The organism is Cryptosporangium aurantiacum (assembly GCF_900143005.1).
GTDB lineage: Bacteria > Actinomycetota > Actinomycetes > Mycobacteriales > Cryptosporangiaceae > Cryptosporangium > Cryptosporangium aurantiacum.
In genome coordinates this window covers 535311-561401 of the sequence record NZ_FRCS01000005.1, presented here as the reverse complement: position 1 = coordinate 561401, position 26091 = coordinate 535311, and the positions used below count along the sequence as shown (strand labels likewise).

Here is a 26091-nt window from a genome sequence, read left to right as displayed (position 1 = left end):
CGTGGCCGACCGGACAGACGTAGCGCTGGTGAGCGCACGATGAGCGCCGCGGACGCGATCGGGCGCACGTACCCGAAGACCGCGCCCTACGAAGTCGGGCGGGAGAAGATCCGGGAGTTCGCCGAGGCGATCGGCGACCTCAACCCCGCGTACCTCGACCCGGCAGCCGCCCAGAAGCTCGGCCACCCCGACGTGATCGCGCCGCCGACGTTCCCGATCATCTTCACGATGCGCTCGACCGCCGCCGCGACCTTCGATCCGGAGGTGGGGATGGACTACAGCCGGGTGGTCCACGGCGAACAGCGGTTCGTCTACACCCGGCCGGTGCGCCCCGGTGACCGCCTCGTCTGCGAGACGACGATCGAGGACGTGAAGAACCGCGCGGGCAGCATCTTCCTGTCCATGCGTACGGACGTCACCACCGAGGACGGCGAGCCGGTGCTCGCCGCGTACGCGCTGATCGTCTCCCGTGCCGCCGAGAAGGAGAGCTGATGGCCGCCACCGTCTCCTACGACGACGTCGAGGTCGGCACCGCGCTGCCCGCGAAGACGTTCCCGATCCAGCGGCAGAACCTGGTGATGTACGCGGGCGCCTCCGGCGACTTCAACGTCATCCACTGGAACGAGCGGATCGCGACGTCCGTCGGGCTGCCGAACGTCATCGCGCACGGCATGTTCACGATGGCCGAGGCCAGCCGGGTGCTCACCGAGTGGGTCGGTGACCCGGGAGCGGTCGTCGAGTACGGGGTTCGGTTCACCAAGCCGGTCGTGGTCCCGGACGACGACAAGGGTGCCGACCTGCTGGTCTCCGGCGTCGTGACCGAGAAGCTGGACGACCGGCGCGTGGCCGTGGAGCTCACCGCTCACGCCGGCACCGACAGGGTCCTCGGCAAGGCCAAGGCCGTACTCCAGCTCGCCTGACCCGCGACTTGACGCGAAACCGGCCTCTAAGCGCGCCTTAGAGGCCGGTTTCGCGTTATCGGGATTCCGCGACCTATTGACTAAGTAGTGATTGGTCAATAACTTGGGTCCATGAGCCCAGGGACGCGCCTTAGTGCTGACGAGCGACGCGAGATGGTCGTTCGGGCCGCCCTGGTCGAGTTCGCCCGGGGCGGGTTCGACGGCACCAGCACCGAGACGATCGCCCGCCGGGTCGGCATCAGCCAGCCCTACCTCTTCCGCCTGTTCCCGAACAAGAAGGCGCTGTTCGTCGCCACTGTCGACCTCTGCTTCCGCCGAGTCGTCGAAGCGTTCGAGGGCGCTGCCGAAGGCCTGGCCGGCGCGGACGCGATGGTCGCGATGGGTGATGCGTACACCAAGCTGATCGGCGATCGTGACCTCTTGATGCACCAGCTCCAGACCTACGCGCAGTGCGACGATCCGGAGATCCGCCAGGCCGCCCGCAACGGCTACGGCCGGCTCTGGGCGACCGTGCAGCGCATCGGTGGCGCGACCGACGATTCGGTTCGGCAGTTCTTCGCCTACGGCATGCTCTGGAACGTCGTCACGGCGATGAGCCTCGACTCGTACGACGCCCCGTGGGCGCGCCTGTGCGTTCCCGAGGCCATGCGCGAGGGGCTGGAGTTCCTCGACGCCCCGCAGCAGTAACGACCCGAGTCCCGGCGCCGCGGCCGGGACTTTTTTCGACCCAACGAAGTTATTGACCAATCACTACCTGGGGAGCCTCGCCATGTCCGCGCCACCCTCCACGACCCGATGGACGTTCCCCGTGACCACGCTGGCGGCCTTCATGGTGTCGCTGGACAACCTGGTCGTCACCACCGCACTCCCGGAGATCCGCACCTCGCTCGGCGCCGACCTCGCCGACCTCGAGTGGACCGTCAACGCCTACACGCTGACGTTCGGCGTCCTCCTCCTCACCGGTGCGACGCTGGGTGAACGCTTTGGACGCCGCCGCATTCTCGGCCTCGGTATCGCGCTGTTCACGGTCGCGTCGGCGCTCGCGGCGCTGGCCCCGAACGTCGGCACGCTGATCGCCGCACGGGCCGTTCAGGGCGTCGGCGGCGCGATGATCCTGCCGCTCACGCTGACGATGCTGTCCGCAGCGGTAGCGCCAGAGCGACGCGGTGCCGCGCTGGGGGTCTGGGGAGCGGTCTCCGGGCTCGGCGTCGCGTTCGGCCCGCTGATCGGCGGGGCGGTCGTCGACGGATGGGCCTGGCAGTGGATCTTCTGGATCAACGTCCCGGTGGGCATCCTGCTGGCGCCGATCGCGCTGACCCGTCTCTCGCCGGCACGGGGCACGGCGCAGCGTCTCGACCTGCCCGGCCTCGGCCTGATCACCGCCGGTCTGCTCGGCATCGTGTGGGGCCTGGTGCGCGGCAACGCGGCCGGCTGGGGCAGCGCCGAGGTCGTGGGTTCGCTGGTCGTCGGCGGCGCCCTGACCGCGCTGTTCGTGGCCTGGGAGGCCCGCACCGCCCACCCGATGCTGCCGCTACGGCTGTTCCGCAACCGGGGCTTCGCCGCGAGCAACGCCACCGCGATGCTGTTCAGCTTCGGGATGTTCGGATCGATCTTCCTGCTCGCCCAGTTCCTGCAGACCGTGCAGGGGGCCGGTCCGTTCGAGGCGGGCCTGAAGATGCTGCCCTGGACCGCGATGCCGATGCTGGTCGCGCCGCTGGCCGGTCCGCTCTCCGACCGGATCGGCGGGCGCCCGCTCCTGGTCGTCGGTCTGCTGCTGCAGGCGGCCGGGCTCGCCTGGCTGGCCGGGACGATGGCGCCGGACACTCCCTACTCCACGCAGTGGCCGGCGTTCGTGATCTCCGGGATCGGCATGGCGCTGTTCTTCGTCCCGATCGCGAACGTGGTGCTCGGGTCGGTGTCGGTCGCTGACACCGGCGTGGCGTCCGGTGCGAACAACGCGATCCGGGAGATCGGGGGCGTGTTCGGGGTGGCCGTGCTCGCGGCGGTCTTCTCGCACCAGGGCGGCTACGCCTCGGCGCAGTCGTACTCGGACGGCACCAGCGTCGCGACCTGGGTCGGCGTCGGTGTGGTCCTGGCTGGCGCGGCCGCCGCGGTCTTCGTCCCCGGTCTCCGGCGCTCGACGCCCGAGCCGGTTGTGCCGCCGCTGGCCCGCGAACCCGAGCCGGTGCCCGCCTGACCAACTCGAAGCGGGCCCGTTCGGGCGAGCCATGGCTCGCCCGAACGGGCCCGCTTCGCTGTGAAGGCGTGTGAAGGCGTGTGAAGGCGTCAGTGGGCTTCGGCGAGCAGCTTCTGGAGACGGGAGACGCCCTCGACGATGTCGTCGTCGCCGAGCGCGTACGAGAGCCGGAGGTAACCCGGCGTGCCGAACGCCTCGCCCGGAACGACCGCGACCTCGACCTCGTCGAGGATCACCGACGCGAGCTGCGAGGACGAGGAGATCTGAACGCCGCGCAGCTCCTTGCCGATCAGCCCCTTGACCGACGGGTAGGCGTAGAACGCACCCTTCGGTTCCGGGCAGTAGACGCCGTCGATCTCGTTGAGCATCCGGACGATCGTCTGGCGGCGACGGTCGAACGCGGTCTTCATCTCCTCGACCGCGGACAGGTCACCTTCGACGGCGGCCAGCGCGGCCCGCTGCGACACGTTGGCCACGTTCGAGCTCAGGTGGGACTGGAGGTTGGCCGCCGCCTTGACGACGTCGGTCGGGCCGATCAGCCACCCGACGCGCCAACCGGTCATCGCGTAGGTCTTCGCGACGCCGTTCAGGATCACGGCCTGGTTCGCCAGCTCCGGGACCGCCTTGACGATCGAGACGAACTCGGCGTCGCCGTAGATCAGGTGCTCGTAGATCTCGTCGGTGATCACCCAGATGCCGTGCTCGAGCGCCCAGCGGCCGATCGCCTCGACCTGCTCGGCGGTGTAGACCGCGCCGGTCGGGTTGCTCGGCGAGCAGAACAGCAGCGCCTTCGTCTTCTCGGTGCGGGCGGCCTCGAGCTGCTCGACCGTGACCAGGTAGTCCTGGGTCTCGTCGGCGATGACGTCGACCGGGACGCCGCCGGCCAGGCGGATCGCCTCGGGGTAGGTGGTCCAGTACGGCGCCGGGAGGATGACCTCGTCGCCGTCGTCGATCAGCGTCGCGAACGCCTCGTACACGGCCTGCTTGCCGCCGTTGGTGACCAGGACCTGGTTCGCGGCGACCTCGACGCCGGTGTCGCGCAGCGTCTTCGCCGCGATCGCGGCCTTGAGCTCGGGCAGGCCGGCGGCGGGGGTGTAGCGGTGGTTCTTCGGGTCGCTGCAGGCGGCGATCGCGGCCTGGACGACGTAGTCGGGGGTGGGGAAGTCGGGCTCGCCGGCGCCGAAGCCGATCACCGGGCGCCCGGCCGCCTTCAGCGCCTTGGCCTTGGCATCGACGGCGAGCGTGGCGGATTCGGCGATGGCACCCACCTTGGTCGAGATGCGGCGGGCGGGCGAGGTGTCAGCTGCGGTCATGGCTTCCACTCTGGCAGACCGGGCTGTGCGGGTGCGCGCCTATAGTTCGCGGGCCCGCGCGATGCCGGTTTGGGAGATTCGTCGGCGACCCCGTACACTCATCGCTCTGGGGCGTGCTGACGCCCGACCCGCCAGCCCCTGGTCGGACGGCGGGTTGTCGTCGCGCTCGCCTCAGGGAAGTATGTTGCAAAGCGCGTTGCCGCACCCGCGGCAGTGCGAAGGGGTGTAGCTCAATTGGCAGAGCAGCGGTCTCCAAAACCGCAGGCTGCAGGTTCAAGTCCTGTCACCCCTGCACCGACCTCGCCCGACGAGGGGAACTAAGGCTCCGACAGGCGAGTTAAGAGCACGAAGCAACGACTGACGACGGGAAGGCAGAGCGACAGAGTCCGACAGCAAGGACTCCAGCCGCCCCGCCCGAACGAAGCAACGACTGACGACGGGAAGGCAGAGCGACAGAGTCCGACAGCAAGGACTCCAGCCGCCCGGCCCGAACGAAGCAACGACTGACGACGGGAAGGCAGAGCGACAGAGTCCGACAGCAAGGACTCCAGCCGCCCGGCCCGAACGAAGCAACGACTGACGACGGGAAGGCAGTCCGGTGGCCGACAGCAAGGGCAGCGCCCAAGCGGCGGAGCGGTCTGCAGCTAGCGTCGCCGCGAAGACCGACGGTTCGCCCAAGCTCCCCAAGGCCGGTGGCAAGGGCCCCGTCGACAAGGGGCCGCGCAAGGGCACCAAGGAGCGTCGACCCAATCCGATCTCCCGGTTGATCAGGTTCATCCGCGAGGTCGTCGCCGAGCTGCGCAAGGTGATCTGGCCCACCCGCAAGGAGCTGATCACCTACACGTCCGTGGTCGTCGTGTTCGTGACGATCATGACCGCGATCGTGTGGGGCCTCGATGCCGGCGTCGCCAAGATCGTGATGTGGGCGTTCGGGGCGAACAGCGACTCCTAGTTCGCCCCCGAGGCCGGCCCGCATCCCGGGTTGGCCTCGTGTCGCGTCCGCGTGCGGGACAATGGATTAAACCCACAGACAGAGAAGAGCCATCGCGTGCCCGACTACGACGAGGATTTCCGCCTTCCCGAGGGAGGCGAGACCGCCGCCCTGACCGATGACGCCGAGGCGTCGGCCGACGTCGAGGCGCTCGCAGCTCCGACTCCGGCCCCCGCGGCCGTCACGCCCGACGACGAAGAAGACCCGGTCGAGGAGCTGCGCCGCGCACTGCGGATGGCCCCCGGCGAGTGGTACGTCGTGCACTCCTACGCCGGCTACGAGAACAAGGTCAAGACCAACCTCGAGAGCCGCATCACGTCGCTGAACGTCGAGGACTACATCTTCCAGATCGAGGTGCCCACTCAGGAGGTCACCGAGGTCAAGAACGGCAAGCGGCAGCAGGTCCAGTCGAAGGTCTTCCCGGGCTACCTGCTGGTCCGGATGGAGCTGACGCCGGAGTCCTGGTCCGCGGTGCGGAACACGCCGGGCGTCACGGGCTTCGTCGGGGCCACCTCGCGCGCCGACCGTCCGAGCCCGCTGAGCCTCGAAGAGGTCGTGAAGATCCTCGCGCCGACCGTCCAGAAGGAGGTCAAGGCGCCGGTGAAGGTCGTCGACTTCGAGGTCGGCGATTCGGTCACGGTCACCGAGGGCGCGTTCGCCACGCTGCCCGCCTCGATCAGCGAGATCAACCCGGACGCGCAGAAGCTCAAGGTGCTCGTCTCGATCTTCGGCCGAGAGACCCCGGTAGAACTCAACTTCAACCAGGTCTCGAAGATCTAGTGGGCGGCCCGCTCAGGACGACGCTGACAGCCGCGCCGGGCGACTTGAGTATGACGGTATACGCGACGTCGCCCGGCGCGGATGCCAGCGCCGCCCTGAGCGGGCTCCAGGTCAGAACATGGCGCCCGCTGTGCTTCCGGCATCATTAGTGGTGTCCGGTTGTAACCGGCAAATGTTCCCCGGAGAGTCCGGGGGACTGCAGTAGCCCAGGAAAGCCCAGGAAGATGCCTCCGAAGAAGAAGAAGCTCTCAGCAATCATCAAGCTCCAGATCAAGGCCGGCGCTGCGACGCCTGCGCCGCCGGTCGGCCCCGCGCTGGGTCAGCACGGCGTGAACATCATGGAGTTCTGCAAGGCCTACAACGCGGCCACCGAGTCGCAGCGGGGCGACATCGTCCCGGTCGAGATCTCGGTCTACGAGGACCGCTCGTTCACGTTCGTCACCAAGACCCCGCCGGCCGCGCGGCTGCTGCTCAAGGCCGCCGGTGTGCCGAAGGGTTCGGGCGAGCCGCACAAGACCAAGGTCGCCACCGTGACGCGGGACCAGGTCCGGCAGATCGCTGAGACCAAGATGGTCGACCTGAACGCGATCGACCTCGACCAGGCCGAGAAGATCATCGCCGGTACGGCGCGCTCGATGGGCATCACTGTCCAGGACTGAGCGTCCGGCACCGCAGCACCACCGAGAAGTCGTGGGAGAGCCGAGCGCGGCTCACTAACCACGAACTCCGTTAGCTAGTAGGAGATGAGATGAAGCGCAGCAAGGCGTACCGCACGGCGGCGGAATCCGTCGACAAGACGAAGCTCTACAGCCCGCTCGAAGCGGCGCGGCTGGCCAAGACCACCAGCACCACCAAGTACGACGCGACCGTCGAGGTTGCGATCCGGCTCGGCGTCGACCCTCGCAAGGCCGACCAGATGGTGCGTGGCACGGTCAACCTGCCGCACGGCACCGGCAAGACCGCTCGCGTCATCGTGTTCGCGGTCGGCGACAAGGCCGCGCAGGCCGAGGCCGCCGGCGCCGACGCAGTGGGCTCCGAGGACCTGATCGAGCGGATCCAGGGCGGGTGGCTGGACTTCGACGCCGCCATCGCGACCCCGGACCAGATGTCCAAGGTCGGCAAGATCGCGCGGATCCTGGGCCCGCGCGGTCTCATGCCGAACCCGAAGACCGGCACGGTCACGCCGGACGTGACCAAGGCGGTTGCCGACATCAAGGGCGGCAAGATCAACTTCCGCGTCGACAAGCAGTCGAACCTGCACCTCGTCATCGGCAAGGCGAGCTTCGACGACACGAAGCTGGTCGAGAACTACGCGGCCGCGCTCGACGAGATCAACCGCGCCAAGCCGAGCGCCGCGAAGGGCAAGTACCTCAAGAAGGTGACGTTCACGACCACCATGGGCCCGGGCATCCCGGTCGACCCGAACCGGTCGCGCAACCTCACCGAAGAGGACGCTGCGACGTCTGCCTGACGCTCGGTCATCCCGCATCACGACGAGGCGGCTCCCGATGGGGGCCGCCTCGTTCGTCGTCCGGCTGAGGGATGAATGGGGGCATTGCGTCTCGCGCACACTGCCATCGCGGAGTGGGCTGGTAACTTGGCGATCGAAGGGTGGGCCGAGCCGGAGGGGGCGTCGCCGAGTGCGCTCCTCGGCGCGCAACACGGACGACGCCCCCTCTTGTCCGCTGTTCCCTGTGACGCGGGGAACGCGTTTTGCTGATACCGGATGGCGCACGTATTCTGGTCGATGACATCCACCGAAGACCGCTGGTCGCTGTGCTGAGTTCGCTCGGTACGGCCGAAGGTCCCGCCTCGCGCGGGCGACCCGCGCAGGCCGGACGGTCGCCGTAGGTCCCGTGCAGATCTCTGCGCGAATGGCTTGTGTGCTGCCCCGTGCGCCCTGCGCCGGGGCGTCTCTCGTTTCAGGCAGGTACGACCAGCCCGAGTTACGAGAGAGGAGGCCCATGGCTGACACTCAGGCCCGCCCCGACAAGGCGGCCGCGGTGGCTGAGCTGACCGGCGGTTTCCGCGACTCGGCGGCGGCGGTGCTCACCGAGTACCGCGGACTGACGATGGCGCAGATGACCACGCTGCGTCGTTCGCTCGGTCGCGAGACGACCTACGCGGTCACGAAGAACACGCTCGCGAAGATCGCCGCACGTGATGCCGGTATCACCGACATCGACGAGCTGCTGACCGGTCCGACCGCGATCGCGTTCGTCAAGGGTGACCCGGTCGAGGCCGCCAAGGGCCTGCGGGACTTCGCCAAGGCCAACCCGCTGCTGGTGGTCAAGGGTGGCGTGCTCGACGGTCGCAAGCTGAGCGCCGAGGACATCACCAAGCTGGCCGACCTGGAGTCGCGCGAGGTTCTGCTCGCGAAGCTCGCGGGTGCCATGCAGGCCAAGATGGCGCAGGCTGCCGCGACGTTCAACGCGCTGCCGACCCAGTTGGCCCGGCTCGCCCAGGCCCTGCAGGAGAAGAAGGCTGCCGAGGGCGGCGCCGACGCTCCCGCTGCCGAGGCTTCGGCCGAAGCCTGATCGTCCCCGCGTTGGGGCTGATCAGCCTCGCCGCACTCACATACGCGCTGGGGTGACCCCCTGGCACCCCGATGAAAGGAAACGCCTGACATGGCGAAGCTCAGCACCGACGAGCTGCTCGACGCGTTCAAGGAGATGACGCTGATCGAGCTCTCCGAGTTCGTGAAGCTCTTCGAGGACACCTTCGACGTCAAGGCTGCCGCTCCGGCCGCCGTCGCCGTTGCCGGCCCGGCCGGCCCCGGCGCTGCCGCCGAGGCCGAGCCGGACAAGGACGAGTTCGACGTCATTCTCGAGGGCGCCGGCGACAAGAAGATCCAGGTCATCAAGGAGGTGCGTGCCCTCACCAACCTCGGCCTGAAGGAGGCCAAGGACCTGGTCGACGGCGCGCCGAAGCCGGTCCTGGAGAAGGCCAACAAGGAGACCGCGGACAAGGCGAAGGCCCAGCTCGAGGCCGCTGGCGCCACCGTCTCCGTCAAGTGATCCGTGCCGGCGCGAGCGTCGGCCGCCACTGACACACGAAGCGCCCGCCCCCAATGGGGGCGGGCGCTTTGCTTTGGTACTGACCTGGAGCCCGGTCAGGGCGGCGCTGGCAGTCGAGCGCGAGGCCGTCGCGTCCTGGCTGTGACTCAAGGCCTCGCGCTCGCCTGTCAGCGCCGTTCTGACCGGGCCGTCCGGAAGCGGTCGGTGAGGGCGCCGTAGATGAAGACCGGGTTGCCGACCAGGTAGCGCTTCCAGAGACGGCGGGGCTCCGTGGCGAAGCGGTATGCCCACTCCATGCCGTGGCGCTGTAGGAACTCCGGCGCCGACGGCTTGTTTCCGGCGTGGAAGTCGAACGCCGCACCGACCGGGACGACCGTGCAGTTCAGCCGCGCCGTGTAGTCGGCGACGAACTTGTCCTGGCGCGGAGTCCCGAGACCCACCCAGAACACGTCCGGCTTGGCCTCGGCCACCCGCGCGACAAGGTCGTCCGCCTCCTCCGGGGAGAGCGGCCGGAACGGTGGTGACTCCACGCCGACGAACTCCGCGCCGGGGAACCGCTCGGCGAGCTTCTCGGCGAGCGCGGTCACCGTCGAGGGCGACGCCCCGTAGAGGTAGTGCTTCAGCCCTCGGGCCCGCCCCTGGTCGATGGTGTCGGCCATCAGGTCGGGGCCGTAGACCCGTGCGGCCATGTCCGGAAACCCACGACGCCGCCCGACCATCGCCACGTAGTGCCCGTCGGCGAAGTTGACGTCGGCGGCGTTGAGCAGCGCGCGGTACTCCGGGTCGCGCACCGCGAGCGAGAGCGTGTACGCGTTGCACAGGTGGGTGCGGCGCGCCTGCCCGTAGTGCGAGTCGACGACCAGCGCCGCCGCGGGCTCGCGGGTGAGTGCTTCGATGCGGACGCCGCAGCACACGAACGTGCCCGGTCGCGTAGACGTGCTCATGCCCGCGAGCTTAGTGTTCACCGCCGCGCCACCCGAAATCAGCAACCCTGCACACCCCCAGCGACCGGAGGCTGGGCGAGCGCCACGCACGAACGAGCGGGACGACTCGGTGGACGAACCGCGCGCCGGACGCGGAAGCGACCGGCGCGCGCCCTGCAGGCGTCGATATGAATCAGTGGCGGAAAGTGGTCTGGTGGGTGAGGAACCACTCGTAGACGCTGCGGATACCGTCACAGAGCTCCACAGTGGGCTCCCAGCCCAGGGCCTTGATCCGGGAGACGTCGAGGACCTTGCGGGGCGTTCCGTCGGGCTTCGAGGTGTCGTGCGTGAACTCGCCGGTGTAGCCGACGACGTCGGCGATCATCTGGACCAGTTCGTCGATCGTGACGTCCTCGCCGACGCCGATGTTGATCGGGGCGGGATTGTCGTACCGCTCCAATAGCGTCAGGCACGCACGGGCGAGGTCGTCGGTGTGCAGGAACTCACGACGGGGGGTGCCGGTGCCGTAGATCGTGAACGTCGTGTCGCCGGCCGCGACGGCCTCGTGCATGCGCCGCATGACCATCGGCATGACGTGCGCGCCGGGAATCTCGAAGTTGTCGCCGGGCCCGTACAGGTTCGTCGGCATCGCCGAGATGTAGTTGCGGCCGTACTGCCGCCGGATCGCCTGCACCTGCATGACCCCGGAGATCTTCGCGATCGCGTACGCGTCGTTGGTCTCCTCGAGCGGGCCGGTGAGCAGCGAATCCTCCCGGATCGGCTGCGGCGCGAACTTCGGATAGATGCAGGAGGAGCCGAGGAACAGGAACCGTTCGACGCCGAACTCGTGGGCCGCGTCCAGCAGGTTCGTCTGGATCCGCAGGTTGTCGGAGAGGAACTCGGCCGGGTACGTCGAGTTCGCGAAGATGCCGCCGACCTTCGCGGCGGCGTCGATGACGTAGTCCGGGCGGACCTCGTCGAAGAACGCCCGCACCGACTCCCGGTCGCGCAGGTCGAGCTCCTTCGAGCGGCGGCCGACCAGGTTCGTGAAGCCGACCGACTCGAAGTGGCGCCAGAGCGCCGAGCCGACGAGCCCGCCGTGGCCGGCGATGTAAACCCGGGCGTCGCGGGGGACCGGGTGGTGGAAGGGGGCGGTGGCCACGAGGGGTCCTCTCCGGGTAGTAACGTCTGCCGCCAGCGTATCCAAGCCTGTGGAGAGCCCCGCGCCGTGAAGATCGTGATAGCGCACAACCGCTACGTATCGGCCAACCCGTCGGGGGAGAACACGGTCGTCGACCTCGAGTCACGGCTGCTCGCGGACGCCGGTGTCACCGTGCTGCCGTTCCAGCGCAGCTCGGACGAGATCGCGTCGTTGTCCAAGGGGCAGAAAGCGCTGCTGCCGATCTCGCCGATCTACGCGCGTACCGCTCAGCGGGAGCTGGCCGCGCTGCTGGAGTCGTCGCGGCCGGACGTGCTCCACCTGCACAATCCCTACCCGCTGCTGTCCCCGTGGGTGATCCGTACCGCGCACGCCCACGGTGTTCCGGTCGTCCATACCGTGCACAACTTCCGCCAGGTGTGTGCGAACGGGCTGTACTTCCGCGACGGCCACTCGTGTCACGACTGTCTGGGCAAGGCCTATCCGTACCCGGCCGTGCAGCACTCGTGCTACCGGGGCTCGAAGGCGCAGAGCGCGCTGATGGCGACGACGCTCACCGTGCACCGCGGCACCTGGCACTCGGTGGATCGATATCTGGCGCTGACTCCGGCCATCGCCGATCATCTGCGATCGTTCGGGGTGTCCGAGGCACAGATCACCGTGAAACCCAACGGCGTGCCCGACCCGGGCACGCACTCGCAACCCGGGAACGGGTTGCTGTTCGTGGGCCGGTTCTCCGCCGAAAAAGGCCTCAACCTCCTGTTGGACGCCTGGCAGCGGCACCCCGAGGGGTCGCTGGGCACGCTGCGGCTGATCGGCGACGGGCCGTTGTTGTCGTCGGTCACCGCCGCAGCGGCCGGGCGGGCCGACATCGAGCTGCTCGGACGACGCACGCACGACGAGGTGCAGGACGCGATGCGTTCGTCAGCCGCGTTGGTGACGCCGTCGACGTGGGACGAGGTCTGTCCGATGGTCGTGGTGGAGGCGCTGGCGAACGGGCGGCCGGTGCTGGCCACGGCGATGGGTGGGTTGCCGTTCCTCGTGGGTTCGGGCTCCGCGGCGGCGGGCTGGACCGTGCCGCCGGAGGTGGATGCGCTCGCCGCGGTGCTGCCGCGGGTGGTGGCCGAGGCGCCGGGCCTCGCTACGGTGGCTCGCCATCGGTACGAGCAGAAGTTCTCCACGACCGTGACGACCGCGGCGCTGCTCGGCGTGTACGAGGAGCTGATCGCGGCCCGTACGGTGAAACGCTGAGGAAGCAAACTCCGTTGTTACTTTGGGAGTCCACGAGATAGACGGCGTGTAGCTGGCGAGTACCGTCCGTGGCTCACATGAACCAATGCGAGAATCAGCGGAATCGGTGCCCAGCTGCCGACCGGCGCGCTGCGGCGCGGCTGCACGCCGGGGCAGTACGGGTGTCGAGTCCACTGTGCGGGAGCGCTGCGGGGCAACAGCGCAGCCGCCCAGGGGAGCAGAAGGCAGCGACGCTGCGTACAGCGACCGGAGGACTCAGCACAGCCGTGGCGATCGAAGAGCGCGTCAGCCCCCTTGCCCAGCGTCTTGGGTCCGGTGGGCCTTTCCTCGACCCTGATCGGTGGACGGCGCGGCACCGCCGCTTCGTCCTGATCGGCGCGGTCGTCGTGGTGATCGCCTGGTTGGTGGAGGCCGTCGCCGAGAATGCCGCCAACGGGACGCGGGCCGCGATCGGTGCCGCACTGGCGGTGGCCGTGGCCGGCTTCGCGCTCTCGCTGCGGGGCGTCACCTGGTCGGGCCTCGCCGTCGGCGGGTTCGTGGTGTTCTGCGGGATCATGTCGTGGACGTGGACCACGACCCGCGCGGTGACGTGGTCGGTCTACGCGCTCGGCGCCCTGCTCCTGCTGCTCTGGACGTTCCCCTGGTTCCGGGACGCGATCCGGCTGCCGCGGCTCGGCGCCGCGTGGCTCGGGCTGGCGTACTGGCCGCTCGGCATCATCTCGGCGATCCTGACCGCGAGCTGGACGGTGGGCGGCCAGCGGGTCGCGTACTTCGGCGTCTCGGCGGTGGCCGCGCTCGGCATCATCGTCGCGCTGCGCCGCACCGGCCGCGACCCGTCGATCGGCGTCGTCACCGCGTTCCTGTTCGCGATCGCTGCGCTGTTCCTGGTCGGTTCCGGCAACATCCTGGACGACGTTCACGCGGTGCCGGAGGGAGCCTGGGGCGCACGCATGACCGGCCGCTTCTGGGGTGGCCCCGGCCTGCTGTACCACCCGAACTCGCTGGCGCTGATCGGCGTGCTGATCTCGTTGCGGATCGCGCCCGACCGGTCGTTCGCCCGCTGGCAGCGCGGTGCTGCGCTGGGGCTGACCGGGCTGGTCATCCTGCTGACGAACTCCCGCACCGCGTGGCTGTTCCTGGCCTGCGCGGCGGGTGTCCATCTGCTGGTCGTGGCCCGGAAGCAGTGGTGGGCGCGTCGTGGCGCCGTGGTTCCGGACGACGGGCTGCCCCACTACCCCTCGGTGCGCCGGGCGGTGCTGGCGGCCGTCCTGCCGTTCGTCCTGGTCGGCATGGTGTTCATCGGGATGGGCGGGGTGTCCTCGCTGTTCCAGAGCCGCTACCAGGACCCGGGGACGACGCCCGCCACCGAGAACGAGACGGCCGACATCACGAGCGGCCGCGTCGACACCTGGAAGCAGGTGATCGACGAGTTCGAGGCCGACGCGATCGTCGCGAAGCTGTTCGGCAACAACTCCGATCCACGGGGTGCGGTGGTCCGGGAGGACACCGGCGTGGTCGGCGAGCGGCCGGAGCTGACCACCGACAACTCGGCGATCGGCGCGCTGCGCCGGGCGGGCATCCTCGGATGTATCGCGTTCCTGTTCGGGCTCGGGCTGCTGCTGTGGCGTGCATTGCGCCGTGGCGTCCCCGCGTGGTTCACGATCGCGGTGGTGGCGTCGCTGGCGACGATCCCGTGGGCGGACTGGTTGCTCGGCGGCGTCGGCGGGACGTTCTGGATCTTCCTGCTCGCGGCCGAGGCCTGGATCGTGCTGGGGCCCGCCGCGCAGGCGGCCAAACGAGGGCCCACGGTGCCGTCCGATGGCGCTACACCGCCGGTGCCGTCGCCGGCCGGGCCGCCGGGGGCGCCAGCAGCGGGGGCACCAGCTCCCGCGGTCGCGCCGCGGGAGCCTGCCGCGGATTCGTTCACGCGCTGAACGGCACACGGGCCGCGCCCCCGGCGGGGCGCGGCCTTCGCCGTGTATGTGGCCGGGTTACCGGTCGTCGAGACGGATGGACCGGCCGGACAGCTGATCGTCGAGCTGCTGGATGTCCGCGTCGACCATGATCTGCGCCAGCCGACGCCAGTCCGTGGTCGCCTTCCACCCCAGCTGCCGCTCGGCCTTCCCCGGGTCGCCGATCAGCGCGTCGACCTCGGCCGGCCGCTCGTAGCGGGAGTCGTGCTTGACGTACTTCTCCCAGTCGAGCCCGACGTGGCTGAACGCCGCGGTGACGAAGTCCCGCACGGTCGCGGGGACGCCGGTCGCCAGCACGTAGTCGTCCGGCTCGTCCTGCTGCAGGATCCGCCACATGCCCTCGACGTACTCCGGCGCGTAACCCCAGTCGCGCACCGCGTCGAGATTGCCGAGGAACAGGTCCTCCTGCAGCCCGGCCGCGATCCGCGCCACCGCACGCGTGATCTTGCGGGTCACGAACGTCTCGCCGCGCCGCGGGGACTCGTGGTTGAACAGGATGCCGTTCGATGCGTGCAGACCGTAGGACTCCCGGTAGTTCACGGTCATCCAGTACGAGTACATCTTCGCGACGCCGTACGGGCTCCGCGGGTGGAACGGCGTCTGCTCGTCCTGCGGCGGCGGCGTCGCCCCGTACAGCTCGGACGTGGACGCCTGGTAGAACCGCGTCTCGACCTTGGCCGCCCGGATCGCCTCGAGCAACCGGACCGTGCCCAGGCCCGTGGTGTCGCCGGTGTACTCCGGGATGTCGAAGCTCACCCGCACGTGGCTCTGCGCGGCCAGGTGGTAGACCTCCGTCGGCCGGATGTCGCGGATCGCGTTGACCAGGCCACTGGCGTCGGTGACGTCGCCGTAGTGCAGGAACAGGCGCCGGTGGGCCTCGTGCGGGTCCTGGTAGATGGCGTCCAGCCGCTCGGTGTTGAACATCGACGCCCGGCGGATGATGCCGTGCACCTCGTAGCCCTTGGCGAGCAGCAATTCGGCCAGGTACGACCCGTCCTGCCCGGTGATACCGGTCACGAAGGCCACCCGCCGCTCCGACTCGGAGGGCGTGCCGGTGGCGGTGGGAAGGGTCGGATCGGTCACTGCGAATCCATTCTGATCGAGGGCTCGGGCAGTCTGCGGCTCATCGTACGGGCGTCGGCCCAGCGTTCTCGTCGGCCACGGTTTCGGTCGTCGTGGCTGCTCCGGGAGGCGGGTCGGTTTCTTTCGGGCCGGGGTCCGGCTCGGCGGGTTCTAGCTTCGCCAGCGCTCTCCGGTACAGGATCACCATCGTGACCAGGCCGACCGCGGAGCCCGCCATCATGCCCCAGGCAGCGCCGCGCAGGTCGAACGCGAGCGTGCCGCCGATCAGGCACGCCACCTGGGTCACGAAGAACACGACGTACTGCACGAACAGGCTGCGGACGCGCTGCATCCCGCGCAGCGCCGCGGTGAACGGCACCTGGACGAGGTAGATCGCGGCCTGGATCGCCACCGGCAACGCGATCGTCGCCGCCTGGGCGTACTTCGGCAGGATCGCGTCCAGGAGAGGCCCGGCCAGCGGCGACAGCGCGACCGGCACGAGGCCGCACAGCGCGGTTGCGGTCAGCGCCCGGCGCAGCAGCCGGGCGATCCCGGCTCGGTCGCCCGCACCGGCAAGCCGCGACATCCGGGGCACCAGCAGGCTGGAGACCGCCATCTGGAGGTTCTGCGCGGGCATCAGCAGCCCGTACTGCGCGGCACGCAGTATCGACAGCGCAGCGGGCGTCAACAGGCCGGTCACGAGCGTGTAGACGAACTGCACCTGAGCCTGGCCGAGCAGCGCGGTGAGCGTCAGCCAGCCCGAGAGGTGCCTGGTCTCCCTGACCCAGTCGCGCAGGTCGCCCCGCCGTAGATCAACGACGTTGATCCGCGCGCGGATCAGGAACGACAACGCCCCGGCGACGCCACCGACGCCCCAGGCGCAGAGAAACACCGCCCCGTCGCGGAACCCGGCGACGAGCAGCGCGGTCAGCAGGACGCCCTGGACGGCGATGTAGGTCAGATCGGAGATCAGCGCACGCTGCGGCCGGCGCGCGGCGAGGAACACGTACCGCCCGGCGTCGTGCACCAGGACGAACGGCAGGAACGGCGCCAGCCAGATCAGCTCGCTGAGGAAGTCGGGGCCGGTGGCCCAGGCGGCGACCACTATCAGGGCGGTGATCAGCCCCAGAGCGCCCGCGGTCTTCGTGGCACTGGTGGCCTGCCGGGCTCGCTCGGCGTCGCCGTAGCGGGCGGAGTACGTGAGTAACACGTCGCCGACCAGCGCACGGGCGATCCCGATCGCGAAGTAGCCGACGCCGATCGCGAACAGCACCGCACCGGCCTCGGCGGGGGCGAGGAACGGCAGGACGAGCAGACCCGTCGCGGCGTTCGCCCCGGCGCTGACCAGTTGGTCGGCGAGGCCGGCGGCGTTGGCGGTATTCCCCCGCAGCTTCTTCACGGCGTCAGGTTATTCGTGCGTGCTCACGGCTCGGCGTGGTGCGGTGGTGCCACCAAGCCCGCCTTGCGTGCGGACTGGCCGATGCTCGCGAGCAGGAACAACCCGTTCACCGTGGCGACGACGGCCATCAGCAGCGGCGTCCAACCGGGTAGGAACGCGATCACCAGACCGCATGCGGTCACCACCGCACCGTAGTCCCGGATCAGCTTGACGATGCGGATCGGCAGCGACGTCGACTTCAACAGGCTCGCGGCGGCCGTGTTCGTCGACGCCATCACCGACGTGACCAGGTTGACCATCCAGGTACCGGCGAACACCGCGACGAGCCAGGCCGGCGTGCCGGACGAGTGCGCGACAGCGGTCGCCGAGATCGCGGCCACCAGCGAGATCTGCACGGCGACGTCGCAGAGAATGTCGACCCGAGCGCCGGCCGGTCCGGCCATGCCGGTGACGCGGGCCAACTGTCCGTCGGAGCAGTCGAGGCTGTAGGCGAGGTGCCAGACGAGCAGTGCGCCGAGGCCCAGTGCCCACTCGGAGACGTCGCCGCGGGCAGCTGCCGGGGCGAGGGCCGCGACAGCTGCGGAGGCTCCGAGCCCCAGGACGAGGTTGATCAGCGTCAACGCGGACGGCGCCAGGCGGAGGCGGTGCGCGACGACGGCCAGGTACGAGCCGATCCGCTGGTTCACGGTCTCGGTGAACAGCCCACCACCGCGGTGACGGGCGAGGAAATCGGCGGCGGTGGGCTTGCCGGACGACTGGGGGGTGGTCGGGGTCACGGTCGGCAGGGTCATCGAGCCTCGACGTCCAGTTCGTTCGCTCGTGCAAGGTCTGCGTCGAAGTCGACCTCAACTACACCGAAGCGGGAAATGTCCACAGCCCGGAACCTACTGCCGGTATCGGCGATCGCGGTCTCCACGCCACGCTCGAAATAATCCTGGTCGTCGCAGGCATCGAGGTGCGTGATCAGCGTCGCCTTGTCGGCGTCGGCCACGTAATTGATGCCGACCGCCTCGCCGAGCGCGCCGTCGCGAACCTGCTTCGACAGGTCCTTGACGTAGCCGTCGCCGTCGAGCGTGTACTTGACCTCCTCGTCGGCGACCGAGTCGGTGTTCACGCAGATGAAGCTCTGCCCGGCGTCGACCTGTTCGGCCACCGCCTCGAGCAGGCCGTCGACGAAGACCACGTCGCCGTTGAGCCAGAGGACGCCGCCCGGCGCGGACAGCTTCAGCGCCTTGAGCAGGCTCTTCGACGTGTTGGTCTGGTCGTAGACCTCGTTGTAGACGAAGAGCGCGTCCGGCGCGGCCTCCATGACTAGGTCCATCTTGAAGCCGACGACGATCGTCACCCGGGCCTCGCCGCCGAACGCCGCGTCGATCCGGTCCAGCTGGTGACGGAGAATGCTCTTTCCGTCGCGGAGCGGAGTCAAGGTTTTGGGGTGCGGACGTCCGAGCCGCGTACCCAGCCCGGCCGCGAGGATCACCACCTGCGGCGCCATCTGCGCATCAACTCCTCTTCGTCTCCCGGCCACCCCGCGGGGAGGATAGCGCCTCTTGATCGGTCCGCCTCCGGACGGGAACCGGCTGTGGATACCGAGCGGTCACCCCGCTGACAGTTACCGATCATCTCGATTTCTTGCGGGGGACATCGGGGGTCTGGCGCTTTGGGGATTCGTCCTGGTGGTTTTGGGGTGGTTGTGTAGTGGTTGGGTGGTGGTTGGGGCGCCGGTAGCAGCGGGTCGGCGGCGGTCGCCGCGCCGCGGCGGAGTTGTTCGGGGCGGTGGGGTTTGCCGCGCGGCGGCGGAGCTGTCCGCGGCGGCGGTGGGGGTTGCCGCGCGGCGGCGGGGGTTGTTCGGGGCGGTGGGGGTTGCCGCGCGGCGGCGGGGTTGTTCGGGGCGGTGGGGGTTGCCGCGCAGCGGCGGGGTTGTTCGGGGCGGTGGGGGTTGCCGCGCAGCGGCGAGTTGGCCGGGCTGGCGGGGCGGCGGAGCCTTTGGCCCGGCGGGGCCGCGGCGCCTTCGCCACGCGTCCGTAGGGCTGCGGGCGGGACCGGGGGTGCGACCTGCGCATCAGGTGGGCGGGGCCTCCGTTTGTCGTCCGGAGGTGTTCGCGGGCTGCGGGCGGACCGCGGTTGGCGACCTGCCCATCGGCGGGTGGGGGGCCTCGGCGTGTCGCCGGGGCGTCCACGGGGCAGGGGGCACGGGGGCGCTGCGGAGCGAACTGGGCGGCTCTCGGTGCGCTTCGGGCACCTGCGGGGCCGCCACGGGGCTGCGGCCGGTGGCGAGCTGTCCGTCGTGGCGCGTTACCGCACGGTTACGGGGTGTGCGAGGTTGCGGTTCTCGGCGGCTGGCGGGGAACAGCGGCTTCTGCGGGTTGGCCGGGATGCCCGCGAGCGGCGGGTGCCCGCGGCGGCGGGATCTCGCCTGGCGGGCGGCGCCACTATCCAGGGCGCGTTGTCCGATTCCTGCTGACCTGCGTCTGATTCCCGCCTATCGGGGTCCGATTCCCGCTAGCTGATGTCTGATTTGCGCCAGCCACGACCGATTCCCGCGGGGCCTGGCTGATTCCCGCTAGATCGGCGCCCGATTCGCCCTCCGGCTCCCATTTCTTGCTCGGCCCGCCGCCGTGGATGTCAGATTCTGGGCGTCCCAGCACCCACTACGGGACAACCACGCCCTGCCGACCCGCCGTGGGACGGGAAGTCCACGTCGCCAGCCGGTCAGGGTCGCGGTCCCGCAACGTGGACTTCCCGAAAGCCGGGGCCGGGTCAGCGGCGCCGGGAGCGGTGGCGGCCGATGTGATCAGATGGTCCGGCCGGGTACAGCGGCGCGATCGGGCCCGTCGGCGCCGGCTTCTCGGCGGCGTCGTCCGCGGCTGCGGGGCCGTCCGCGGTGTCGCCGCCGGAGGGCGTGGGCCGGAGCGTCACCGGACGGAAGTCCAGCGAGACCGGTCCGGGGCCGAACGGGCGTGGCGCATCGGGCGCGCCGGGCGTGTCGGTGGTCTGGGCTGACCCCGGCGCGTCCTGGCGACCCTGCGCACCCTGGCTGCTTCCGCCGTCCTGGCCGCCACGTCCGTCCTGGCGGATCTGCCCGTCCTGGCCGGCACGCAGCGCCGGGGTGTCCTGCGCGGCCGAGGTCTCCTGCGGAGCCGCGCGGTCAGACCCTGTGTGGCCATCGCTGCTGCTCGGGATGCCCCGCCCACTCCGGCCGTCCTGCCCGCTCCGGCCGTCCTGCCCGCTCCGGCCGTCCTGCCCGCTCCGGCCGTCCTGCCCGCTCCGGCCGTCCTGCCCGCTCCGGCTGTCGCGCCCGGCCTGGCTGTCGCGCCCGGCCTGGCTGTCGCGCCCGGCCCGGTGGTCGCGCCCGGCCCGGTGGTCGCGCCCGGTCTGGCTGTTGTGCCCGGCCTGACTGTTGTGCCCGGTCTGACTGTCGTGCCCGGTCTGACTGTCGTGCCCGGTCTGACTGTCGTGCCCGGTCTGACTGTCGTGCCCGGTCTGACTGTCGTGCCCGGTCTGACTGCTCTGGGCGCGCCCGCCGGCCGCGATGGTGCGGCCGTCCTGGCCGGTGGTGTCCGGGGCCGCGGGGCCACCGGGCGCGCCGGCGAAGCGTCGGGCGTCGTCGGCCCAGGATGCGCGGGACGACGCCGACGGGTCCTTGGGCTGACCGCCCCACGGCCGCCCGCCACCCCATGCCCCCGCGTCCTGCAGCCCGCCTTCCCGCGGCCCGCTGTCACGGGGCCCGCTGTCACGGGGCCCGCTGTCACGGGGCCCGGCGATCCCCGGTCCACGCCACTCGCCATCCCGCGGTCCCGCCATCCCCGGCCCTGGGCCATGCAGCTCAGCCTCGCGCGGCCCCGAGACGGGCGGCCCCGAGACGGGCGGCCCCGGGACGGACGGCCCCGAGACAGGCGGCCCGGAGACGGGCGGCCCGGAGACGGGCGGCCCCGAGACGGGCGGCCCCGAGACGGGCGGTCCGGAGGTGGGCAGTCCCGAGATGGGCGGTCCGGAGGTGGGCGGTCCGGAGATGGGCGGTCGCGAGATGGGCGGTCCGGAGGTGGGCGGTCCGGATACCGGGGGCCGCGAGATGGGCGGTCCGGAGGTGGGCGGTCCGGATACCGGGGGCCGCGAGATGGGCGGGCCCGAGACGGACGGTCCGGAGGTGGGCGGTCCCGAGACGGGCGGTCCGGAGGTGGGCGGGCCCGAGACGGGCGGTCCGGGGACCGGGGGCCCCGAGGCGGGCGGTCCCGAGATCGGCGGCCCAGGGAAGGGCGGTCCGGATACCGGGGGCTCCGCTGCCGGAAAACCGTCACCCACCAACTCCCCAGCCGGCGACGTCGGCGCAACGAACGGATCGTCGAGCGGCGGCTCGGGCCGGGGCGGACGGGGAGCAGTGCTCGCCTCCTCCCCGTGCGGCGTCTCGTCGGCCAGGCCGTCCAGCGCGGTCGCCGGACCGAACGAGCTGATCCGCCCGGTGTCGGCGTCGATCGCGTCGGAGACGACCGGCGGCGCCGGTGGCTCCACGCGGTAGTGCCGATACAGGTCGTGTTCCTGCTCGGGCGTCAGCCCGCCGAACACCCCGGCCGGCTCGATCTCCGGAGCGGTCTTGATCAGCTGCTTGTCGTACGGCAGCCGCAACCGGTCGCCGTCCAGTTCCGCGTCGCCGACCGGGACGAAGCTCTCCTTCGTCCCGAACAAACCGGTGTGCACGGTGACCCACTCCGGGGCCTGCGTCCGGTTGTCGAGGTAGACCTGACCGATCTTGCCGAGCTTGCTGCCTTCTGCGTCATACGCGGTCGCATGCACGAGCGCTTGTGCATGCTCCTGTGTCAACACGGTTGTTGCCTCCGCGGTCTTCGTCGATCGCCGCTCGGCGCCGAAACCGAGGATGCTGGACCTCGTCCGGCCGGCGGGGACTCGCGTCCGACCGGCTAACGTACCCATCCCCGGAAAGACCCAATCCGCCTCCCACTGTGAGGTAAAACGCTCCCCGGGCGCGTCCGGTTCGCCCGACCTGAGTCGGGGCTACGCCCGGACTGCGCGTGGCGAGGCCGACCGCGTCACCAGCCCCACTACCCCGCGGCCGGCACAACCATGCCGAACTGGTGCATCGTCCACTTCCGGCCCGTCACGCCCGGCGGACTTCCTCCGCCTCTTCAGGGCATCCTCCGACCGGCCAGGGGCGACTTAAGCCGGTGAGGTATCCCCCCACCTGGGGCGCGCCTCTTGACGTGGCGGACCGGCACAGGCACGCTCTTCTCGTAGCGCGCAGCCAGTGCACATGCTCGGTGGCTGAGCGTGACGAGTACGTGAAGTACGGGCTTGTAATTCGAGCCCGGTAATTTCGCCCCGGCGAGGTGCGCGGCGGGGCGCGGTTCGGGTCGGCTCCCGTCGTCCCCTCCGAGGTTCCGCGGGCCCCCATCAGTTTTGGGGATCCAGTCTGGGGAACACGGATTTTCCGGGAGTTCGGTTCGAGTGCGTGGCTGGCGGACGGGGTGTCACGCCGCGCGGGCCAGGGGATTCGACAGTAGTGTGCCTTGCGGCTACACTGCTAGTTTGCGCTGCCTTCTGCCTTTCGCGCCTCCATTTGACGGAGGCCGATTGGAGTGCGCGCACGACGACCGTTCGGATCCGCAGGTCCTCGGAAGGACGCATCTTGGCAGTCTCCCGCCCCGGCACCAACACTCCTCCCCGCACCGCCGCCGGCAAGCCGCAACGCATCTCGTTCGGGAAGATCGCCGAACAGCTCGAGGTGCCGAACCTGCTGGCACTCCAGACGGACTCGTTCGACTGGTTGGTCGGCAACGACGCCTGGCGGTCTCGGGTCGCCGGTGACCCTGCTTCGGTCGCCGGTCTCGAAGAAATTTTGACGGAGATCTCCCCGATCGAGGACTTCTCGGGGTCGATGTCCCTGTCTTTCTCCAACCCGCGCTTCGAAGAGGTCAAGGCCTCGATCGAGGAGTGCAAGGAGAAGGACCTCACTTACTGCGCTCCGCTGTTCGTGACGGCGGAGTTCACTAACAACACGACTGGCGAGATCAAGAGCCAGACCGTGTTCATGGGCGACTTCCCGATGATGACGCCGAAGGGCACGTTCATCATCAACGGCACCGAGCGGGTCGTCGTCTCGCAGCTCGTCCGTTCGCCCGGTGTGTACTTCGACCGGCAGCCCGACAAGACCTCCGACAAGGACGTCACCAACGTCAAGGTGATCCCGAGCCGGGGCGCCTGGCTGGAGTTCGACGTCGACAAGCGCGACACGATCGGCGTCCGGATCGACCGTAAGCGTCGGCAGGCCGTCACGGTCCTGCTGAAGGCCCTCGGCTGGACCCCGGAGCGCATCCGCGAGCGCTTCGCGCACTCGGAGATCGTCCTCGCCACGCTGGAGAAGGACCACGTCCAGACCCAGGACGAGGCGCTGCTCGACATCTACCGCAAGCTGCGTCCGGGCGAGCCGCCGACGCGCGAGAACGCCCAGACGCTGCTCGACAACCTCTTCTTCAACCCGAAGCGGTACGACCTTGCCAAGGTCGGCCGCTACAAGGTGAACAAGAAGCTCGAGGTCGAGGTCCCGATCACGACCGGCGTGCTCACCGAGGACGACATCGTCGCGACGATCGACTACCTGGTGAAGCTGCACGTCGCCGAGGCCGGGTTCGAGCCGGACGACATCGACCACTTCGGTAACCGGCGCCTGCGCACGGTCGGCGAGCTGATCCAGAACCAGGTCCGGGTCGGCCTCTCCCGGATGGAGCGGGTCGTCCGCGAGCGGATGACGACGCAGGACGTCGAGGCGATCACGCCGCAGACGCTGATCAACATCCGGCCGGTCGTCGCCTCCATCAAGGAGTTCTTCGGCACCAGCCAGCTGTCCCAGTTCATGGACCAGACCAACCCGCTGGGTGGTCTCACCCACCGGCGCCGGCTCTCGGCGCTCGGTCCCGGTGGTCTGTCCCGTGAGCGGGCCGGCTTCGAGGTCCGCGACGTGCACCCCAGCCACTACGGCCGAATGTGCCCGATCGAGACGCCGGAAGGCCCCAACATCGGCCTGATCGGTGCGCTCTCGACGTTCGCGCGGGTCAACCCGTTCGGCTTCATCGAGACCCCGTACCGCAAGGTCGAGGACGGCGTCGTCACGTCGCAGATCGACTACCTGACCGCGGACGAGGAGGACCGGTTCGTCAAGGCGCAGGCCAACGCCGTCCTCGACGCGACCGGCCGGTTCGCCGAGGACCGCGTCCTGGTCCGCCGGAAGGGCGGTGAGGTCGACTTCGTGCCGGGCACGGAGGTCGACTACATGGACGTCTCGCCGCGGCAGATGGTCTCGGTCGCGACCGCGATGATCCCGTTCCTCGAGCACGACGACGCCAACCGCGCGCTCATGGGCGCGAACATGCAGCGTCAGGCAGTGCCGCTGCTGCGTAGTGAGTCGCCGCTGGTCGGTACCGGCATGGAGGCCCGTGCCGCGCAGGACGCCGGTGACGTCGTGCTGGCCGAGCAGGCCGGTGTCGTCGAGGACGTCTGTGCCGACTACGTCACGCTGATGCACGACGACGGCACTCGCCGCACGTACCTGCTGCACAAGTTCCGTCGCTCGAACCAGGGCACCTCGATCAACCAGCGCCCGCTGGTGGAGGAGGGGCAGCGGATCGAAAAGGGCGGCGTCATCGCCGACGGTCCCTGCACCGATGAGGGCGAGATGGCTCTCGGCAAGAACCTGCTGGTCGCGTTCATGCCGTGGGAGGGCCACAACTACGAGGACGCGATCATCCTGAGCCAGCGTCTGGTCCAGGACGACGTCCTCACCTCGATCCACATCGAGGAGCACGAGGTCGACGCCCGCGACACCAAGCTGGGCGCCGAGGAGATCACCCGGGACATCCCGAACGTCTCCGAGGAGGTCCTGGCCGACCTCGACGAGCGGGGCATCGTCCGGATCGGTGCCGACGTCACCACCGGCGACATCCTGGTCGGCAAGGTCACCCCGAAGGGTGAGACCGAGCTGACCCCGGAGGAGCGGCTGCTCCGCGCGATCTTCGGTGAGAAGGCGCGCGAGGTCCGCGACACCTCGCTCAAGGTGCCGCACGGTGAGTCCGGCAAGGTCATCGGCGTCAGCGTGTTCAGCCGGGACGAGGGCGCCGAGCTCTCGCCGGGCGTGAACGAGCTGGTCCGGGTCTACGTCGCCCAGAAGCGGAAGATCCAGGACGGTGACAAGCTCGCCGGCCGTCACGGCAACAAGGGCGTCATCTCCAAGATCCTCCCGGTCGAGGACATGCCGTTCCTCGAGGACGGCACGCCGGTCGACATCGTGCTCAACCCGCTCGGTGTGCCGGGCCGGATGAACCTCGGCCAGGTACTGGAGACCCACCTCGGGTGGATCGCATCCCAGGGCTGGCAGGTCGAGGGCAACGACGAGCAGTGGAAGAAGGAGCTCCACCGGATCGGTGCGGCCGAGGCCGAGCCGAACGTCAACACCGCCACGCCGGTGTTCGACGGCGCCCGCGAGGAGGAGATCACCGGCCTGCTGGCCTCGACGATCCCGAACCGCGACGGCGACCGGATGGTCAACTCCGGCGGTAAGGCGCGCCTCTTCGACGGCCGCTCCGGCGAGCCGTTCCCGGAGCCGGTCAGCGTCGGCTACATCTACATCCTGAAGCTGCTCCACCTGGTCGACGACAAGATCCACGCTCGGTCGACCGGCCCGTACTCGATGATCACGCAGCAGCCGCTGGGTGGTAAGGCGCAGTTCGGTGGTCAGCGCTTCGGTGAGATGGAGTGCTGGGCGATGCAGGCCTACGGTGCGGCCTACGCGCTGCAGGAGCTGCTGACGATCAAGTCCGACGACGTCCTCGGCCGCGTGAAGGTCTACGAGGCGATCGTCAAGGGCGAGAACATCCCCGAGCCGGGCATCCCGGAGTCGTTCAAGGTTCTGCTCAAGGAGCTCCAGTCGCTCTGCCTGAACGTCGAGGTCCTCTCGAGTGACGGCGTGGCCCTGGAGATGCGTGACTCGGACGACGAGGTCTTCCGCGCCGCTGAGGAGCTGGGCATCGACCTGTCGCGCCGCGAGCCGAGCAGCGTCGAAGAGGTGTGATGGTCGCGGGCAGGTGGCGACAGCAGCCGC

The 26091-nt window shown here is 69.8% G+C and carries 22 protein-coding genes, 1 tRNA gene and 1 pseudogene; 15 read left to right on the top strand and 9 right to left on the bottom strand.

Annotated features, from left to right (window positions below):
- Nucleotides 1-39 precede the first annotated feature (39 nt).
- The 4 genes from BUB75_RS20270 (at nucleotide 40) to BUB75_RS20255 (ending at nucleotide 3117) form a co-directional block, all read left to right on the top strand.
- Nucleotides 40-492: a MaoC family dehydratase N-terminal domain-containing protein gene (locus BUB75_RS20270; protein WP_073259090.1), complete on the top strand. Its 453-nt coding sequence runs from the start codon at nucleotides 40-42 to the stop codon at nucleotides 490-492.
- On the top strand, nucleotides 492-920 hold the full coding sequence (locus BUB75_RS20265) for a MaoC family dehydratase (protein ID WP_073259089.1): 429 nt from the start codon (nucleotides 492-494) through the stop codon (nucleotides 918-920). Before BUB75_RS20270 ends, BUB75_RS20265 begins: the two co-directional genes overlap by 1 nt.
- Before the next feature lie 111 nt (nucleotides 921-1031).
- Complete coding sequence (locus BUB75_RS20260) at nucleotides 1032-1607, top strand: TetR/AcrR family transcriptional regulator (RefSeq protein ID WP_073259088.1); 576 nt, start codon at nucleotides 1032-1034, stop codon at nucleotides 1605-1607.
- 82 nt (nucleotides 1608-1689) lie between these two features.
- Entirely contained in the window at nucleotides 1690-3117 is a 1428-nt protein-coding gene (locus BUB75_RS20255; RefSeq protein ID WP_073259087.1) for a DHA2 family efflux MFS transporter permease subunit, read from the top strand.
- A gap of 89 nt (nucleotides 3118-3206) precedes the next feature.
- Here the strand turns inward: BUB75_RS20255 and BUB75_RS20250 are convergent, their stop codons facing one another.
- Nucleotides 3207-4430, bottom strand: a complete 1224-nt coding sequence (locus tag BUB75_RS20250) for a pyridoxal phosphate-dependent aminotransferase (protein WP_073259086.1) — start codon at nucleotides 4428-4430, stop codon at nucleotides 3207-3209.
- 219 nt (nucleotides 4431-4649) lie between these two features.
- On the opposite strand from BUB75_RS20250, the gene BUB75_RS20245 reads away from it, so the two are divergent.
- The 7 genes from BUB75_RS20245 to rplL all read left to right on the top strand — a co-directional run bounded on the left by BUB75_RS20245 (nucleotide 4650) and on the right by rplL (nucleotide 9218).
- Nucleotides 4650-4722: transfer RNA gene (locus tag BUB75_RS20245), tRNA-Trp, on the top strand.
- A gap of 306 nt (nucleotides 4723-5028) precedes the next feature.
- Nucleotides 5029-5382, top strand: a complete 354-nt coding sequence (secE, locus tag BUB75_RS20240; protein ID WP_073259085.1) for a preprotein translocase subunit SecE — start codon at nucleotides 5029-5031, stop codon at nucleotides 5380-5382.
- Nucleotides 5383-5478: 96 nt separating this feature from the next.
- Complete coding sequence (gene nusG, locus BUB75_RS20235; RefSeq protein ID WP_073259084.1) at nucleotides 5479-6201, top strand: transcription termination/antitermination protein NusG; 723 nt, start codon at nucleotides 5479-5481, stop codon at nucleotides 6199-6201.
- A gap of 224 nt (nucleotides 6202-6425) precedes the next feature.
- The gene (gene rplK / locus BUB75_RS20230) at nucleotides 6426-6860 is read left to right on the top strand and encodes a 50S ribosomal protein L11 (RefSeq protein ID WP_073259083.1); all 435 of its coding nucleotides are present in this window, start codon (nucleotides 6426-6428) and stop codon (nucleotides 6858-6860) included.
- 89 nt (nucleotides 6861-6949) lie between these two features.
- A complete protein-coding gene (rplA, locus tag BUB75_RS20225) occupies nucleotides 6950-7672 on the top strand; it encodes a 50S ribosomal protein L1 (protein WP_073259082.1) in 723 nt (240 codons plus the stop codon).
- A gap of 493 nt (nucleotides 7673-8165) precedes the next feature.
- Nucleotides 8166-8738, top strand: coding sequence for a 50S ribosomal protein L10 (rplJ, locus tag BUB75_RS20220; RefSeq protein ID WP_073259081.1), 573 nt, complete (start codon nucleotides 8166-8168; stop codon nucleotides 8736-8738).
- Between the two features lie 90 nt (nucleotides 8739-8828).
- Nucleotides 8829-9218 carry a 50S ribosomal protein L7/L12 gene (gene rplL / locus BUB75_RS20215; RefSeq protein ID WP_073259080.1) on the top strand — a complete coding sequence of 130 codons (390 nt, stop codon included), beginning with the start codon at nucleotides 8829-8831 and terminating at the stop codon, nucleotides 9216-9218.
- 167 nt (nucleotides 9219-9385) lie between these two features.
- Here rplL and BUB75_RS20210 read toward each other — a convergent pair whose 3' ends face one another.
- Nucleotides 9386-10162 (bottom strand): WecB/TagA/CpsF family glycosyltransferase, encoded by a 777-nt coding sequence (locus tag BUB75_RS20210; RefSeq protein ID WP_073259079.1) that lies wholly within the window; start codon nucleotides 10160-10162, stop codon nucleotides 9386-9388.
- A gap of 172 nt (nucleotides 10163-10334) precedes the next feature.
- On the bottom strand, nucleotides 10335-11303 hold the full coding sequence (locus BUB75_RS20205) for a GDP-L-fucose synthase family protein (protein WP_073259078.1): 969 nt from the start codon (nucleotides 11301-11303) through the stop codon (nucleotides 10335-10337).
- A gap of 66 nt (nucleotides 11304-11369) precedes the next feature.
- Here BUB75_RS20205 and BUB75_RS20200 point away from each other — a divergent pair, with 66 nt between their 5' ends.
- Nucleotides 11370-12551 (top strand): glycosyltransferase family 4 protein, encoded by a 1182-nt coding sequence (locus BUB75_RS20200; RefSeq protein WP_073259077.1) that lies wholly within the window; start codon nucleotides 11370-11372, stop codon nucleotides 12549-12551.
- Between the two features lie 266 nt (nucleotides 12552-12817).
- On the top strand, nucleotides 12818-14485 hold the full coding sequence (locus BUB75_RS20195) for an O-antigen ligase family protein (RefSeq protein WP_073259076.1): 1668 nt from the start codon (nucleotides 12818-12820) through the stop codon (nucleotides 14483-14485).
- Nucleotides 14486-14542: 57 nt separating this feature from the next.
- On the opposite strand, the gene gmd is transcribed toward BUB75_RS20195, so the two are convergent.
- From gmd to BUB75_RS47705, 5 genes are all read right to left on the bottom strand, one after another.
- Nucleotides 14543-15607, bottom strand: a complete 1065-nt coding sequence (gene gmd / locus BUB75_RS20190; protein ID WP_073259075.1) for a GDP-mannose 4,6-dehydratase — start codon at nucleotides 15605-15607, stop codon at nucleotides 14543-14545.
- A gap of 40 nt (nucleotides 15608-15647) precedes the next feature.
- On the bottom strand, nucleotides 15648-16985 hold the full coding sequence (locus BUB75_RS20185; RefSeq protein WP_073259074.1) for an MATE family efflux transporter: 1338 nt from the start codon (nucleotides 16983-16985) through the stop codon (nucleotides 15648-15650).
- A gap of 23 nt (nucleotides 16986-17008) precedes the next feature.
- Complete coding sequence (locus BUB75_RS20180) at nucleotides 17009-17776, bottom strand: CDP-alcohol phosphatidyltransferase family protein (RefSeq protein ID WP_073259073.1); 768 nt, start codon at nucleotides 17774-17776, stop codon at nucleotides 17009-17011.
- Complete coding sequence (locus tag BUB75_RS20175; RefSeq protein WP_073259072.1) at nucleotides 17773-18480, bottom strand: phosphocholine cytidylyltransferase family protein; 708 nt, start codon at nucleotides 18478-18480, stop codon at nucleotides 17773-17775. The genes BUB75_RS20180 and BUB75_RS20175 overlap by 4 nt, the downstream gene beginning before the upstream one ends.
- Before the next feature lie 1265 nt (nucleotides 18481-19745).
- Nucleotides 19746-20789, bottom strand: a complete 1044-nt coding sequence (locus BUB75_RS47705; RefSeq protein WP_178379899.1) for a collagen-like domain-containing protein — start codon at nucleotides 20787-20789, stop codon at nucleotides 19746-19748.
- A 574-nt stretch (nucleotides 20790-21363) separates the two neighbouring features.
- Between BUB75_RS47705 and BUB75_RS47700 the strand changes: the two genes are divergently transcribed.
- Nucleotides 21364-21501, top strand: a complete 138-nt coding sequence (locus BUB75_RS47700) for a hypothetical protein (RefSeq protein WP_178379898.1) — start codon at nucleotides 21364-21366, stop codon at nucleotides 21499-21501.
- 95 nt (nucleotides 21502-21596) lie between these two features.
- Here BUB75_RS47700 and BUB75_RS48540 read toward each other — a convergent pair.
- Nucleotides 21597-21914, bottom strand: a pseudogene (locus BUB75_RS48540) (PRC-barrel domain-containing protein); the annotation flags it as partial.
- 712 nt (nucleotides 21915-22626) lie between these two features.
- Here BUB75_RS48540 and rpoB point away from each other — a divergent pair.
- The gene (gene rpoB, locus BUB75_RS20165; RefSeq protein ID WP_073259070.1) at nucleotides 22627-26061 is read left to right on the top strand and encodes a DNA-directed RNA polymerase subunit beta; all 3435 of its coding nucleotides are present in this window, start codon (nucleotides 22627-22629) and stop codon (nucleotides 26059-26061) included.
- The last annotated feature ends 30 nt before the right edge of the window (nucleotides 26062-26091 follow it).